The 15186-nt window shown below is 60.3% G+C and carries 16 protein-coding genes; 10 read left to right on the forward strand and 6 right to left on the reverse strand.

What is annotated here, in order from left to right; all coding sequences use genetic code 11:
* Positions 1-29 precede the first annotated feature (29 nt).
* Positions 30-701, forward strand: coding sequence for a response regulator (locus tag BT199_RS09395; RefSeq protein ID WP_072434347.1), 672 nt, complete (start codon positions 30-32; stop codon positions 699-701).
* The gene (locus tag BT199_RS09400; RefSeq protein ID WP_072434348.1) at positions 694-2079 is read left to right on the forward strand and encodes a sensor histidine kinase; all 1386 of its coding nucleotides are present in this window, start codon (positions 694-696) and stop codon (positions 2077-2079) included. Before BT199_RS09395 ends, BT199_RS09400 begins: the two co-directional genes overlap by 8 nt.
* Here the strand turns inward: BT199_RS09400 and BT199_RS09405 are convergent, their stop codons facing one another.
* Positions 2080-2901 carry an HDOD domain-containing protein gene (locus BT199_RS09405; protein ID WP_014717360.1) on the reverse strand — a complete coding sequence of 274 codons (822 nt, stop codon included), beginning with the start codon at positions 2899-2901 and terminating at the stop codon, positions 2080-2082.
* A 35-nt stretch (positions 2902-2936) separates the two neighbouring features.
* Positions 2937-3878: a CAF17-like 4Fe-4S cluster assembly/insertion protein YgfZ gene (locus BT199_RS09410; protein WP_072434349.1), complete on the reverse strand. Its 942-nt coding sequence runs from the start codon at positions 3876-3878 to the stop codon at positions 2937-2939.
* A gap of 139 nt (positions 3879-4017) precedes the next feature.
* Between BT199_RS09410 and BT199_RS09415 the strand changes: the two genes are divergently transcribed.
* Both BT199_RS09415 and BT199_RS09420 read left to right on the forward strand, forming a co-directional pair.
* Complete coding sequence (locus tag BT199_RS09415) at positions 4018-4272, forward strand: FAD assembly factor SdhE (RefSeq protein WP_014717362.1); 255 nt, start codon at positions 4018-4020, stop codon at positions 4270-4272.
* Entirely contained in the window at positions 4256-4702 is a 447-nt protein-coding gene (locus BT199_RS09420; protein ID WP_003189446.1) for a protein YgfX, read from the forward strand. Before BT199_RS09415 ends, BT199_RS09420 begins: the two co-directional genes overlap by 17 nt.
* On the opposite strand, the gene nadB is transcribed toward BT199_RS09420, so the two are convergent.
* Entirely contained in the window at positions 4671-6287 is a 1617-nt protein-coding gene (gene nadB / locus BT199_RS09425; RefSeq protein ID WP_072434350.1) for an L-aspartate oxidase, read from the reverse strand. The two genes, BT199_RS09420 and nadB, sit on opposite strands and share 32 nt — an antisense overlap.
* 460 nt (positions 6288-6747) lie before the next feature.
* Between nadB and rpoE the strand changes: the two genes are divergently transcribed.
* The 4 genes from rpoE to BT199_RS09445 all read left to right on the forward strand — a co-directional run bounded on the left by rpoE (position 6748) and on the right by BT199_RS09445 (position 10595).
* Entirely contained in the window at positions 6748-7329 is a 582-nt protein-coding gene (gene rpoE, locus BT199_RS09430) for an RNA polymerase sigma factor RpoE/AlgU (protein ID WP_003172477.1), read from the forward strand.
* 32 nt (positions 7330-7361) lie between these two features.
* Complete coding sequence (locus BT199_RS09435; RefSeq protein WP_003189451.1) at positions 7362-7949, forward strand: sigma-E factor negative regulatory protein; 588 nt, start codon at positions 7362-7364, stop codon at positions 7947-7949.
* A 16-nt stretch (positions 7950-7965) separates the two neighbouring features.
* Entirely contained in the window at positions 7966-8925 is a 960-nt protein-coding gene (locus BT199_RS09440; RefSeq protein WP_072434351.1) for a MucB/RseB C-terminal domain-containing protein, read from the forward strand.
* A 233-nt stretch (positions 8926-9158) separates the two neighbouring features.
* Entirely contained in the window at positions 9159-10595 is a 1437-nt protein-coding gene (locus tag BT199_RS09445; protein ID WP_014717365.1) for a DegQ family serine endoprotease, read from the forward strand.
* A 68-nt stretch (positions 10596-10663) separates the two neighbouring features.
* On the opposite strand, the gene BT199_RS09450 is transcribed toward BT199_RS09445, so the two are convergent.
* On the reverse strand, positions 10664-12097 hold the full coding sequence (locus tag BT199_RS09450; protein WP_072434352.1) for a M48 family metalloprotease: 1434 nt from the start codon (positions 12095-12097) through the stop codon (positions 10664-10666).
* Between the two features lie 95 nt (positions 12098-12192).
* Between BT199_RS09450 and BT199_RS09455 the strand changes: the two genes are divergently transcribed.
* Positions 12193-12432, forward strand: coding sequence for a sulfurtransferase TusA family protein (locus tag BT199_RS09455; RefSeq protein ID WP_057701166.1), 240 nt, complete (start codon positions 12193-12195; stop codon positions 12430-12432).
* Positions 12433-12984: 552 nt separating this feature from the next.
* Here BT199_RS09455 and BT199_RS09460 read toward each other — a convergent pair.
* Positions 12985-13458: a peroxiredoxin gene (locus BT199_RS09460; protein ID WP_072434353.1), complete on the reverse strand. Its 474-nt coding sequence runs from the start codon at positions 13456-13458 to the stop codon at positions 12985-12987.
* A gap of 10 nt (positions 13459-13468) precedes the next feature.
* The gene (locus BT199_RS09465) at positions 13469-14029 is read right to left on the reverse strand and encodes a glycine cleavage system transcriptional repressor (protein ID WP_003189463.1); all 561 of its coding nucleotides are present in this window, start codon (positions 14027-14029) and stop codon (positions 13469-13471) included.
* Between the two features lie 262 nt (positions 14030-14291).
* Between BT199_RS09465 and dapA the strand changes: the two genes are divergently transcribed.
* Positions 14292-15170, forward strand: a complete 879-nt coding sequence (gene dapA / locus BT199_RS09470) for a 4-hydroxy-tetrahydrodipicolinate synthase (protein WP_014717368.1) — start codon at positions 14292-14294, stop codon at positions 15168-15170.
* Positions 15171-15186: the final 16 nt, after the last annotated feature.

Below are 15186 nucleotides of genomic sequence, written 5' to 3' on the forward strand. Positions count from 1 at the left end.
CCGACCACCCCTGAATGAGGTAGAAATCCATGCGTGTCCTCCTGGTTGAAGACCATCTGCAGCTCGCCGAAAGTGTCGCCCAAGCGCTCAAGAGCATGGGTTTGACCGTTGATGTGTTGCATGACGGCGTGGCGGCGGACCTAGCCTTGAGCAGCGAGGAATACGCCGCGGTGATCCTGGACGTAGGGCTGCCGCGCCTGGATGGTTTCGAGGTGCTCGCGCGTTTGCGGGCAGGTGGAAAAAATCTGCCGGTGCTGATGCTGACTGCTCGCAGTGATGTAAAAGACCGCGTGCACGGCCTGAACCTGGGCGCCGATGACTACCTGGCCAAACCGTTTGAACTCACGGAACTCGAAGCACGGGTCAAGGCACTGTTGCGGCGCAGCGTGTTGGGCGGCGAGCGTCAGCAAACCTGCGGTGTGCTGGTGTACGACCTCGACACTCGGCGCTTCACGGTCGCAGGCGAGCTGATGACCTTGACCTCCCGAGAACAAGCGGTGCTCGAAGCCTTGATCGCCCGGCCGGGGCGCGTGATGAGCAAGGAACAATTGGCTTCCCAGGTATTCGGCCTGGACGAGGAGGCCAGCCCCGACGCCATCGAAATCTACGTGCATCGCCTGCGCAAGAAGCTCGATGGCCAACCCATCGCCATCGTCACCTTCCGCGGCCTTGGCTATTTGCTGGAAGCCCGTGATGCATAAGCCCAGCAGCCTGCGCTGGCGCTTGCTGTGCAACCTTGCGTTATTGCTGGTGTTGTTGATGCTCGCCAGCGGCATGAGCGCTTATTGGAACGGTCGCGAAGCCGCCGACACCGCTTATGACCGCACGCTGCTGGCCTCGGCACGCACCATTGCCGCCGGTTTGACCCAGGTGGACGGCACCCTCAGCGCCAATGTGCCCTATGTGGCCCTGGACACCTTTGCCTACGACAGTGCCGGGCGCATTTATTACCAGGTCAATGATATTGATCAGAAACTGATTTCCGGTTACGAAAACCTGCCCGGCCCGCCGCCCGGCACGCCCCGCACCGACGATTACCCGGCCTTGGCGCGGTTCTACAACGCCATGTATTTGGGCCAGCCTGTGCGCGTGGTGAGCCTGCTCAAGGCCGTCTCGGAACCGAACATGAACGGCATGGCCGAAATTCGTGTTGCGGAGACCGACGAAGCCCGGGTGGCCATGGCCCGCAGCCTGATGGCCGACACCTTGTTGCGCCTGGGCATGCTCGCCATCGGTGCGTTATTGCTGGTGTGGTTCGCGGTGAGCGCCGCGCTGCGCCCGCTGGAACGCCTGCGTACAGCGGTGGAAGAGCGCCAGCCTGATGATCTGCGGCCCCTGCCCTTGGTGGAAGTTCAGGACGAGTTCGGCCCACTGGTACGCTCACTCAACCATTTCACCGAACGTCTGCGCGGGCAGTTCGAGCGCCAGGCGCAGTTTATTGCCGACGCTGCCCACGAGCTGCGCACGCCCCTGGCGGCGCTCAAGGCCCGGCTGGAACTGGGCCTGCGTGCCGAAGAACCGGCCACCTGGCGCAGCACCCTGGAAACGGCCGCCCAGGGCACCGACCGCCTGACGCACCTGGCGAATCAATTGTTGTCCCTGGCCCGCATCGAAAACGGTGCCCGCGCCATTGCCGAAGGCGGTGCGCAACTGCTCGATTTGAGCCAATTGGCCCGTGAGCTCGGTATGGCCATGGCGCCGCTGGCCCACGCGCGGGGCGTGGCCCTGGCGCTGGAGGCCGACGAGCCGGTATGGCTGCGCGGCGAACCGACGCTGTTGAATGAGCTGCTGAGTAACCTGGTGGATAACGCCTTGGCCCATACCCCGCCCGGCGGCAATGTGATTCTGCGCGTGACGGCCCCGGCGGTGCTGGAGGTGGAGGATGACGGCCCCGGCATCCCGCTGGATGAGCGGGACCGGGTATTCGAGCGCTTTTATCGACGCAGCCAGCAGGGCATGGGGTCGGGCTTGGGGCTGGCGATTGTCGGGGAGATTTGCCGTGCGCACCTGGCGCAGATCAGCCTGCATGATGGCGAGCTGGCGGGGCTTAAGGTGCGCGTGAGTTTTATCGCGGGTTGATCAGTAAAACATCGAGCGCGCTTCGTCCAGTTCGCTGCGCAGGGCGTCGCTGTGCAGGTCTATGCGTAACTTCGTGATGGCCGGCAATGTGGCAATCGGCGCGGTCCCCAGGGGATGGTCGGTGCCGCGGTGGCAGTACAGAGCGGCGACCTGCACCAGGTCGACGTAGTCCAGGCTTGCAGAGTCGCGTGTCAGGTCCAGGTATTGGCCTGGCACGTTCACCAGCATCTCGGGAAAGTCCCAGACCCGCAGCAGCTTGTCGCCCAGCACCGGGTGGATGCTGTCGATGACGTGGTTGAGGCTGACGGGGTCGGCCAGCAGCTCATAGTGATCCTCGGCATAGGTGAGGATCGGCAGCACGCCGATCTGATGCACCAGGCCACCCAGGGCCGCCTGGTCTGGCTTGAGGTGGCTGTGGCGACGGCACAAGGCGTAGCTCACGCCCGCCACCTCCAGGCTGCGGCGCCATACGTCGCGCATTTTCTGTTCGACCACCTCGGAGCGGGCGTGAAAGATCTGCTCCATCACCAGGCCGATGGCCAGGTTGCTGCTGTAGTTGGTACCAAGCCGGGTGATGGCGGTGTGCAGGTCGGTGACTTCCTGGCTGGCCCGTAGCAACGGGCTGTTGACCACTTTGATCAGGCGCGCCGACAGGGCCGTGTCACGACTGATCACTTTGCTCAGGTGGCTGATGCTGATGTCCGGGTCTTCGGCGGCCTGGCGAATTTTCAGGGCCACCTCCGGCAATGTCGGCAGAACCAGGTCATCGTTGTCGATGGCCGTTACCAACGCTTGTTGGACTTTTTCCGCCAGCTTGTTCATTCATGCTCTCTAGGGTGCTGCAAAAAGTACGGCGATTAACGCTGGATCTCGCGGTCACGGTCCAGTTGGTAGGGCAGGTCAAGCAGATTCAAGCCCGGGCCCTCGAGGGTGCCCAAGCGCACGTCGCCACTGTCGGCAGCTTCGGCTTGCAGCACAGCGAGAAGTTCAATCGACTGGTCAGCTTTCGCCGCGATGACCACTTCGCCGATTGCGCTGTTATGGCTGGGGGAAAACAGCGGCGTGCCTGGCTCGGGAAGCTCGTTGGCCTCAAGGCTCAGGCGATACAGGCGCCGCTTGAGTTTGCCCAGGTACTGCATGCGCGCGACGATTTCCTGGCCGGTGTAGCAGCCTTTCTTGAAGCTGACGCCACCCACGGCCTGCAGGTTGAGCATCTGCGGGATGAACAACTCGCGCGTCTGGGGCATCACCTGGCCGATACCGGCACGGATCTGGCCAAGCAGCCAGGCATTCAATTGAGCTTGTTGCAACTGCGCGGCCAATTGGCTGCGCACGGCGTCGGCGTGTTCGGCAGGTACCCAGAGTTCGGCACGGCCCGGGGAAACGCGGACGGCGATCAATGCTTCGTTGCGCGCCACGCTATCGGTCTCGACCGGCAGCGCGAGGCCCAGGGCGCTCAGGGCCGCGTCTGCGTTCGCCAGGCCGAAGCGCGCCCAGGCAGCGCTTTCGTCGGTGAGCTTGGATTTGGAGAACACCGCGTACTTTTTCAAATCTGCCAGCTGCGGTTCAAGCAACTCGGTGGCCATGGCCAGGAGTACGCCATCACCCTGCAGCAGGATGCGGAAGCTCGACTGCATCCGGCCTTTTTGCGTGCAGCGCGCGCCCAGGCTGGCCTGGGTTTCACTCAGGTAATTAAGGTTGCAGGTCAGTTGGCCCTGCAGGAACTTGGCAGCATCAGAGCCGCGGACGGCGAGAACGCCTTCGTGGGACAGGGAGCAGAAAAAAGCGGAGTCAGCCATGGGTCATCGCAGGTCAAAAAGTCATGGGTGCATCATAGAGGGGCGTCCGGCAAATGCATAGTTTCGTCGCGGTCGACCAAAGCCGACTGTTCCGGTGTCGCCTGGGCTGTATACTTGCGCTCTATTTTAGGAGGGCTCCATGGTCGAAGATGTAGAAATCAATCGCCTCTACTGGCACAGCCGTCGCGGCATGCTGGAGCTGGATGTGTTGCTGGTGCCTTTCACCAAAGAGGTGTACGCGACGCTCAATCAGGTGGACCGCGACCTCTACGTCAGGTTGCTTACGTGCGAAGACCAGGACATGTTTGGCTGGTTCATGGAGCGCGCCGAATCCGAAGACCCGGAGCTGCAGCGCATGGTTCGGATGATCCTGGACCGTGTCCAGCCCAAGTAATCGTTTCGAATGCCGCTGGCAGGCCTCGCGGCTGTTGCTGGCGGCCTATGTGCTTGCCCAACTGATCGCGCTGGGCAGCCTGCTGGTTCTAAACCTGCCTTACTCAAGCCTGGGCATCCTGTTATGCCTGGCTCATTGTGCCTGGGTGTTACCGCGGCAAATTCTGCTCACTCACCGTTCGTCGATTCGTGGCCTGCGCCGTGACGACGATGGCTGGCAATTATGGAGCGCCGCACGCGGGTGGCACCCTGTGCAACTGCGGCCCGACAGCCTGGCGTTGCCGCTGATCGTGGTGTTGCGTTACCGGGCGCAGGGTGAACGGCGAGTGCGGTCCATCTGCGTGCCAAGGGATGCACAGGCCGCCGATGTGCACCGGCGCCTGCGGGTACGCCTGAAGTTCAGCCGGCGTAGGTGGTTGGCACCAGGATAGTGTCCCGGGCTTCGGGCAGCATCTGTGGATAGTCGAGGGTGTAATGCAAGCCGCGGCTTTCCTTGCGCTCCATGGCCGACCGGATCATCAGCTCGGCCACTTGGGCCAGGTTGCGCAATTCGATCAGGTCGCGGCTGACCTTGTAGTTGCTGTAGAACTCGTCGATCTCATCCAGCAGCAAGCGCACCCGATGTTGCGCCCTTTGCAGGCGCTTGTTGGTGCGCACGATGCCCACATAGTCCCACATGAAGCGTCGCAGCTCGTCCCAGTTGTGAGCGATGATCACGTCTTCGTCCGAATCAGTGACCTGGCTCGCATCCCAGCGGGGCAGGGCGGCTGGTACCGGGATGCGCGGCAGTTGCTCAAGAATGTCCGCTGCCGCCGAGCGGGCATACACGAAGCATTCGAGCAATGAATTGCTGGCCATGCGGTTGGCGCCGTGTAGGCCAGTGAAGCTGGTTTCGCCGATGGCATACAGGCCCGGCACGTCGGTGCGGCCATGCTGATCGACCATCACGCCACCGCAGGTGTAGTGCGCGGCCGGCACCACGGGGATCGGGCCCTTGGTGATGTCGATATTGAAGGTCAGGCAGCGTTCGTAGACGGTCGGGAAGTGGGTCTTGATGAAGGCTTCGGGCTTGTGGCTGATGTCCAGATACACGCAGTCGATACCCAGGCGCTTCATTTCGTGGTCGATGGCGCGGGCGACGATATCGCGTGGTGCCAGCTCGGCGCGTGGGTCGAAGCGCTGCATGAAGCGTTCGCCATTGGGCAGCTTCAAATGTGCGCCTTCGCCGCGCAGGGCTTCGGTGATCAGGAAACTCTTGGCCTGCGGGTGATACAGGCACGTGGGGTGGAATTGGTTGAACTCCAGATTGGCGACCCGGCAGCCCGAGCGCCAGGCCATCGCAATGCCGTCGCCGCAGGCACCGTCGGGGTTGCTGGTATAGAGGTAGACCTTGGCGGCGCCGCCCGAGGCGAGAATGGTGAAGCGTGCGCCATAGGTATCGACTTCACCGCTGGTGCGGTTCAGTACGTAGGCGCCCAGGCAGCGTTCGCCCGGCAGGCCCAGGCGTTTTTCGGTGATCAGGTCGACGGCGACGCGCTGCTCCAGCAATTGGATGTTGGGGCGTTGGCGGCCCTGATCGAGCAGGGTCTTGAAAATCGCGGCCCCGGTGGCATCGGCAGCGTGAATGATTCGGCGATGGCTGTGGCCGCCTTCGCGGGTCAGGTGGAACTCAAAGCCACCGTCGTCGCTGCCGGCATGTTCATCGCGGGTGAAGGGCACACCTTTGTCGATCAACCATTGGATGGCTTCCCGGCTGTGCTCGACGGTGAAGCGCACGGCGTCTTCGTTGCACAGGCCACCGCCGGCGTTAAGGGTGTCTTCGACGTGGGATTGCACGGTGTCTGTGTCGTCCAGCACCGCAGCCACGCCGCCCTGGGCCCAGAAGGTCGAGCCGTTGGCCAGGTCGCCTTTGCTCAAAACCGCTATACGCAAATGGCTGGGCAGGGTCAGGGCCAGGCTCAAGCCGGCGGCGCCGCTGCCGATGACGAGGACATCGTGTTGAAACTGTTGGCTCATTTGACGGATTCCGCAAAAAGCGATCCAAAGGGGGGCGCAAACAGGACGCCTGGATCGGCGAATCAAAGGGTCACACGGGCCACTAGTATATAGAGGGGTGGAGCGGCACAATAGCCACGCCTTCGTGGCATTGTGAGATTATGCTGCGCAGCGTTGGGAAACGGCCGGTTGGCGGGACGGGAACTTTTTGCATAAGCCCCGACTCAATAGCAGGTTGCCCGAAAGCTGGGAAAACGTTGAGTTTATTGGCCCGTCGGGAGCATTGGACGCGTCACGAAACCGGCGACAAGATTATTCGCGCAGCCGGCACCGACCGTGCTGCGTTTTTCGTGTGTGCCAAATCAGTGCATGCCGGAAACTTGCTTGAAGGGGGAGAACTTTTGCGAAAAGCCCGAGTCTATGTTTGCAAGCCTGATCGTTTAGTTATGCAAGCCTCCTTCAAGTACAACGAGGAGTGTTCATGCTAACCCAGGAAGAGGATCAGCAGCTGGTCGAGCGCGTACAGCGCGGTGATAAGCGAGCATTTGATCTGCTAGTGCTGAAATACCAGCACAAAATTCTCGGGTTGATCGTGCGGTTTGTGCACGACACCCATGAAGCGCAGGACGTTGCACAGGAAGCCTTTATCAAGGCTTACCGTGCACTTGGAAATTTCCGCGGTGACAGTGCGTTTTATACGTGGCTGTACCGCATCGCCATTAACACGGCGAAAAACTATCTGGTGTCACGCGGTCGCCGCCCACCAGACAGTGATGTCAGTTCAGAAGATGCAGAATTTTACGATGGTGATCACGGCCTCAAAGATCTCGAGTCGCCGGAGCGTGCATTGCTGCGCGACGAGATCGAAGGCACCGTTCATCGCACTATTCAGCAACTGCCAGAAGATTTGCGTACGGCGTTAACTTTACGTGAATTCGATGGTCTGAGTTACGAAGACATTGCGAGCGTCATGCAATGTCCGGTGGGGACTGTGAGGTCACGGATTTTCCGGGCCCGAGAAGCCATCGACAAAGCCTTGCAACCGTTGTTGCAGGAAAACTAAAGACAGCGGCGACAGCCAAGAGAGGAACCGCCATGAGTCGTGATGCCCTGCAGGAATCGCTGTCCGCAGTGATGGATAACGAAGCGGATGAACTGGAACTTCGTCGAGTGCTCAACGCATTTGATGACGCCGAAACCCGTGATACCTGGTCTCGTTACCAAGTCGCTCGGGCGGTGATGCACAAGGATCTCCTAATCCCTCGTCTGGATATTGCTGCGGCCGTTTCTGCTGCACTGGCGGATGAAGCCGTTCCGGCAAAAGCCTCGCGTGGTCCATGGCGTAGCCTGGGGCGTCTGGCAGTGGCCGCCTCGGTGACCGTTGCTGTGTTGGCAGGCGTTCGCCTGTACAACCAGGACGAGATCGCAGGCAACGAGCTGGCCCAGCAGACTCAGCAGCCGGTCATGGCCGGTCCGCAAGTCAAAGGCCCGGCCGTGCTGGCTGGCTACAAGGAAAGCACCGATACCACCGGCCCTATGGCCAATGGTGTACTTCAGGGGCAATCCGGCTGGCAAGATCAGCGCCTTCCAGGCTACCTGCGTCAACATGCGCAGGAATCGGCCGCCAAAGGCACTGAAAGCGCTCTGCCATACGCTCGCGCAGCAAGCCAGGAAAACCGCTGATTCGCTAAGGAGCCCTATGCGCGCCATACCGCTCCTTGCGCTTTTGCTCAGTAGTTGGTTTGCACTATCCGCCCATGCCGATGAAGCCCAAGACTGGCTGACTCGACTTGGGCGTGCAGAGCAGCAGCAAAGCTTCGAAGGTACGTTTGTCTACGAACGTAACGGCAGTTTTTCAACCCATGACATCTGGCACCGCGTCCAGGATGGTCATGTCCGTGAACGATTGTTGCAACTTGACGGCTCCGCCCAAGAAGCGGTCAGGGTTGATGGTCGGGCACAATGTGTCAGTGGCACGTTGGTTGCCGGTCTCGGTCATTCGCCTGAGGCACCCTCGCGTATTCTTGATCCAAAAAAACTCACTTCATTCTATGATCTGGCCGTCATTGGCAAATCCCGTGTGGCCGGTCGTAATGCGGTGATTGTGTCGATCAGCCCGCGTGACCCCTACCGTTATGGGTTTGAATTACACTTGGACCGTGAAACTGCGCTGCCGCTCAAGTCCTTGCTGCTAAATGACCAGGGGCAGTTGCTGGAGCGTTTTCAGTTCACCCACCTGGATACTTCGGCCACTCCTTCTGAGCAGAGCTTGCAGCCCGGCAGCGACTGTTCGCCTGTAACAATGTCCGCCGCTAAATCTCCTGACATGTCTGCCACGCAAAAGTGGCATCTGGACTGGCTACCGCCTGGTTTCCAACAGATCAGCAGCGCTACGCGCAAAGATCCCCAAACGAAATCTACCGTCGACAGCCTGATGTATGACGATGGGCTCGCGCGTTTTTCGGTGTTTCTTGAGTCAGCCAACGGCGCTGATGTAAATGAAACCCGCGCTCAGCTTGGGCCGACCGTGGCAGTATCCCGGCGATTGAATACGGTGGATGGCGAAATGATGGTTACGGTGGTGGGCGAAATTCCCATCGGCACAGCTGAACGTATCGCGTTGTCGGTGCGTGGTGAAAAAGCCGCCGCCAAGCCCTGAGATTGTTAATCTTATGTTCATCCTGGTCTATCAATCTGGGCCCGAATTTCGTTGGGTGCTGGGCGTATGAAATCTCTGGACAGCATTTTCACTTGCAAAAACTTCCCATGTTTTTTATAGGTCAGGGTTTGATGGCTCTGGCCTTGTTTGTTCGCGGAACAAAAATGCCACTCGCAGTATCCGGCGTTTATTGAACCCTGTCGCTTAACCCTGCTCGTCGTAACGGGAGCTGTATGTCGATACCACGTTTGAAGTCTTACTTATCCATAGTCGCCACAGTGCTGGTGCTGGGTCAGGCCTTACCTGCGCAAGCGGTCGAGCTGCCTGATTTCACCCAGCTGGTGGAGCAGGCCTCGCCTGCCGTGGTGAACATCAGTACCACGCAGAAGCTGCCGGATCGCAAAGTCTCGAACCAGCAGATGCCCGACCTGGAAGGCTTGCCGCCCATGTTGCGCGAGTTCTTTGAGCGCGGGATGCCCCAACCTCGCTCTCCCCGTGGTGGCGGTGGTCAGCGCGAAGCCCAGTCCCTGGGCTCCGGCTTCATCATTTCGCCTGACGGCTACATCCTCACTAACAACCATGTGATTGCCGATGCCGACGAGATTCTCGTGCGCCTGGCCGACCGCAGTGAACTCAAGGCCAAGCTGATTGGCACCGATCCACGTTCCGACGTGGCTTTGCTCAAAATCGATGGCAAGGATTTGCCGGTGCTTAAGCTGGGCAAGTCTCAGGACCTGAAAGCCGGTCAGTGGGTGGTCGCGATCGGTTCACCGTTCGGCTTTGACCACACCGTTACCCAAGGCATCGTCAGTGCCATCGGTCGCAGCCTGCCAAACGAGAACTACGTACCGTTCATCCAGACCGACGTGCCGATCAACCCGGGTAACTCCGGTGGCCCGCTGTTCAACCTGGCCGGCGAAGTGGTGGGGATCAACTCGCAGATCTACACCCGCTCCGGTGGCTTCATGGGCGTGTCCTTCGCGATCCCGATCGATGTGGCCATGGACGTCTCCAATCAGCTCAAAAGCGGCGGCAAGGTCAGCCGCGGCTGGTTGGGCGTGGTAATCCAGGAAGTGAACAAGGACCTGGCTGAGTCCTTCGGTCTCGACAAGCCGGCCGGTGCTCTGGTTGCGCAGATTCAGGACAATGGCCCTGCGGCCAAAGGCGGCCTGAAAGTGGGCGATGTAATCCTGAGCATGAACGGCCAGCCGATCATCATGTCGGCAGACTTGCCTCATTTGGTCGGCGCGCTCAAGGCCGGCGGCAAAGCCAAGCTGGAAGTGATTCGTGACGGCAAGCGCCAGAACGTCGAACTGACCGTCGGGGCAATTCCGGAAGAAGGCGCGACCCTGGACGCCCTGGGCAACGCCAAGCCAGGTGCCGAACGCAGCAGCAACCGCCTGGGTATCGCCGTGGTTGAACTGACCGCCGAACAGAAGAAAACCTTCGACCTGCAAAGCGGTGTCGTGATCAAGGAAGTTCAGGACGGCCCAGCCGCCTTGATCGGCCTGCAACCGGGTGACGTGATCACCCACTTGAACAACCAGGCAATCGATACCACCAAGGAGTTCGCCGACATCGCCAAGGCGTTGCCGAAGAATCGCTCGGTGTCGATGCGCGTCCTGCGTCAAGGCCGTGCCAGCTTCATCACCTTCAAGCTGGCTGAGTAATCCGCTAGACCTATAAAAAAGCCCCGCTGCCGGTTAACGGCAGCGGGGCTTTTTTGTGGGCGGCGGGTTCAGCTCATCATGCCTTTCACCAGGCGCTCCTGTTCGATCAGCTCACGCTGACGGGCGTCGATGCGCGAGGACAGCGGGAAGTTATTGCCAGCACGCCGCTTGGCAAAGTCCAACTGCTGGATGGCTTGCTGGAAATCCCCCACCAATGCGAAATATTCAGCGCGAGCCTGATGCAGGCCAATAATGTTGCCGGACAAACCGCGTGTTTCAGCAACCTGATACCACACGTCCGGATCGTCCGGCCGCGACTTGAGTAGCCCGTCCAGCGCCTTTTCTGCATCGGCGGTACGGTTCTGTTTAAGCAACAGATCTACCCGCACCTGGTTCAATGGATAGTTGCTGGGGTACTGGGTGAGCATGCGGTCGGTACGTTGCTGCGCATCCGGCATGCGGTTGCTGGTGATGTCCAGTTCGATTTGGGCCAGGTTGTAGGTGATGTCGTTAGGCGCCTTGGCCAGCAACGGCGCCAGGCTTTCCCGCGCTTCCTTGAGTTGGGTACCCTTGATCTGGGCGATGGCCAGGCCATAACGCGCTACATCATTTTTAGGGTTTTCATCCAGCTGTGCCTGGAAGCGCTTGGCGGCCAGACCTGGCGTGTCTTCGTATTTGAGCTGCACCCGTGCGCGAATCAATTGATAGCGCAGGCTGTCTTCCTTGCCGCCAGGTTTGGCTTGTTCGGCGCGGTTGCGGGTGTCGGCGATACGCGATTCGGTTACCGGGTGAGTCAGCAGGAATTCCGGCGGCTTGGCGTCGAAGCGGTATTGGCGCATCAGCCGTTCGAACATGGTGGGCATGGAGCGCGGGTCGTAGCCGGCTTTCTCCAGGTTGAGAATACCGATGCGGTCGGCCTCTTGCTCGTTCTGGCGAGAGAAGCGGCGCTGTTCCTGGATCGCGGCGGCTTGTGAGCCGGCAATCGCGGCGATACCGGCATCACCGGCACCCGCAGCGGCGGCGATAATGCCCCCAAGCAGGGCGGCCATCATCGGCAGTTGCATGCGTGATTGCGCTTCCACGCCTCGGGCGAAGTGGCGCTGGGACAAGTGTGCCAGTTCGTGGGCCAGTACCGACGCGTATTCACCTTCGGTCTGTGCATTGAGAAACAGGCCGCCGTTGACCCCGACGATCCCACCGGGAGCCGCAAAGGCGTTGAGCTGTGGGCTGTTGATCAGGATGAATTCCAGGCGCCGGTCATTGACCTGGCTGGTCTCCACCAGCTTGTACACGCTGGTTTCAACGTAATCCTTGAGTTGCGGGTCGTTGAGTTGCGAAACCTGGCCGCGCAGGTAGGCCAGCCAGGCGCGGCCCAGTTGGTATTCCTGTTGCGGCGAGACAATGGCAGAACTGGCATCACCAAGTGACGGCAGGTCGTCAGCTAAGGCCGGGGAGGCCAGCAGGCAGGCCAGCGTCAGCAGGGTAGGGCGCAAAAAAGTCATGCACAAAGCCTTTCGACAAAGAGCTTACTGTAGCCGGACACTGAGCCTGGGACCAGATATTCTAAGCAGCCCGAATGTTTGCCTGGAGTAACACTATGACCGACGCCGTCGCCTTTGACGCCGAACTTGATGCTAGCGGTCTGAACTGCCCGTTGCCCTTGCTCAAGGCCAAGCTGGAACTCAATCGATTGGCCAGCGGGGCCGTGCTTAAAGTGATCGCCACCGATGCAGGCTCCCAGCGCGATTTCCGCACTTTTGCCAAGCTGGCGGGCCATACGCTGGTCCAGGAAGAAGAGGCCGCTGGCGTGTACCGTTATTGGTTGCGCAAGGCCTGAAGGCCTTACGAGGCAAGGTATCTACACAACTTCGGTACCAAGCTGACCCTGTGGCGAGGGAGCTTGCTCCCGTGACGACCTGACGGCCGATGCTTGTCTACCTGACCCACCACGATCCAAATGTGGGAGCTGGCTTGCCTGCGAAGACGGCCTGACAGGCGACACAGTTGGATTGGGTATATATCCATTGCTGCGGTAACGGCCACTTAGGGTTCCGCCCTGACGGCGGGTCACTTTGGAAAAGCCCCAAAGTAACCAAAGGGCTCTTGCCCCATCACTCGGCACCTCGCTTGGGCTCGGTGTGCCCGTAATCCGCCAGTGATTTGGGGGGCCGCCGCCACGCGCCATCCATGGCGCGGGGCGGCTAAACCGGCATCCCTGCCGGTTTACCCCCCAAATCCCTGTCGAATTCCGGCCAGCGTGGTTTAACGGGGCGCCTGAGATCAAGATCACAAGCAGATCAAGATCAAGAGCTACTCGTTTCGCATCGTGGTTACCGTGTGTGCTACAGCCCACAAAGTTGTGTAGATACCTATCCTTATCGAGGCAAGATCAAGCCTTGTTCAGCGCCTGCGCTGCCGCCAAAACCGTATCAACATGCCCTGGCACTTTCACGCCGCGCCATTCCTGACGCAGCACACCTTGGCTGTCGATCAGGAAGGTGCTGCGATCCACGCCCAGGTATTCCTTGCCGTACAGCTTCTTCAACTTGATCACATCAAACAGCTGGCAGACCGATTCGTCCTTGTCGCTGATCAGCTCGAAAGGAAATGCCTGCTTGGCCTTAAAGTTTTCGTGAGACTTCACGCTGTCACGCGACACACCGAACACTTCGGTATTAGCGGCCTTGAACGCCGCGTACTGGTCACGAAAGCCCTGGCCTTCGGTGGTGCAGCCCGGGGTGCTGTCCTTGGGGTAGAAGTAGATCACTACTTGCTTACCCTTGAGGGCTGCGAGGCTGAAAGTCTGGCCGCTGGTGGCCTGGGCTTCGAAATCGGCGACGGGTTTATCGATGGCTACCGGCATGAGTCCTTCCTTACATTGGGTTCTGTGGGCGCCACGGCTCGATCAACGCGTCGAGGTTCAGGGCATCGGCGAAATCCAGGAACTGGTCGCGCAACCAACTGATCTGTACACCGGCCGGCAAGGTCACGGTAAAGGTGGCATTGAGCATGGTGCCGCCGGTTTGTGGCGCCTGGTAGGTGTCACAGGTCAGGTTTTCCAGCTCGACGTTGTGGTCGATAAAGAACTGGCACAACTCGTTGACGATGTCCGAACGGTAGGCCGAGCTGACATAGGCTACGTAAGGCAGGGCCTGGGGACGGTTTTCCAGGGCAGCACTGCGTACCACGTTGACGGTGAAATCATGCTTCTTGGCCAGGCCCGGCAGGCCGGTTTCCAGGCGCGCCAAGGCATCCCAGGAGCCAGAAATCTGCAGGACCAGCGCACTGCACTCGCCATGGCGGGTGAGGCGGGAGGTCACGACGGCGCAGCGGTTCTCATGGCTGGCGCGGCACAGGACGTTGGTCAGCTCCATGGGGTTGGCGCCGAGGGCACTGATAACAAGGAATTGTTCGCGAACTGTGGGGGTGGACATGCAGCCTTCCTAAAGCGATGAGCGGTCGATGCCGTGTGGGCGGTATCGATCAAAGGATCAAGGGTAGCGAAAAGCGTCGCCAAGGGCTAGGAGGTGGCGTTTTCATTGCGTGATCAGCCCGCTTCGGGCGGTGCTTTGGCCTAATGATGGCATTGCCCGTCGTTTAGTTGCGCCAGAACGCATCCTCACGCGGTACTTCGCTTGTACAAGCATCTTGGCGCCAGTACCATTACGGCTCTCTTTTTCCGGCAGGAGCGGTTGCATGATTGCGGGCAGTATGGTGGCACTGGTCACACCCATGGATGCACAAGGTCGTCTCGACTGGGACAGCCTGGGCAAACTGGTGGACTTCCACCTGCAAGAGGGCACCAACGCCATTGTGGCGGTCGGCACCACAGGTGAATCGGCCACCCTTGATGTGGAAGAACACATCCAGGTGATCGAATTCGTGGTCAAGCGCGTAGCGGGCCGCATTGCCGTGATCGCCGGTACGGGCGCCAACTCGACGCGTGAAGCGATCGAGCTGACCAAGAACGCCAAGAAGGCCGGCGCCGACGCTTGCCTGCTGGTGACTCCGTACTACAACAAGCCGACCCAGGAAGGCTTGTACCAGCACTTCAAAGCCATCGCCGAAGCCGTGCAGATCCCGCAGATCCTCTACAACGTACCGGGTCGCACCGCGTGCGACATGAAGGCCGAGACCGTGATCCGCCTGTCCACCGTGCCGAACATCATCGGCATCAAGGAAGCCACCGGCGACCTGCAGCGCGCCAAGGACATCCTGGCCGGCGTGAGCAGCGACTTCCTGGTGTATTCCGGTGACGACGCCACCGCTGTGGAGCTGATCCTGCTGGGTGGCAAGGGCAACATCTCCGTGACCGCCAACGTGGCCCCGCGCGCCATGAGCGATATGTGTGCCGCCGCCATCGCGGGCGATGCAGCCACCGCGCGTGCGATCCACGAAAAGCTGATGCCGCTCAACAAGACACTGTTTATCGAATCCAATCCTATTCCCGTGAAGTGGGCGCTGTTTGAGATGGGCCTGATGCCGGACGGTATCCGTCTGCCGCTCACCCGCCTCAGCGAAGCCTGTCACGAACCGCTGCGACAGGCCCTGCGCCAGTCCGGCGTCCTGGTTTAATTGAGGAAGCACTACG

It is taken from the genome of Pseudomonas sp. NFR02 (genome assembly GCF_900119375.1).
Classification (GTDB): domain Bacteria; phylum Pseudomonadota; class Gammaproteobacteria; order Pseudomonadales; family Pseudomonadaceae; genus Aquipseudomonas; species Aquipseudomonas paracarnis.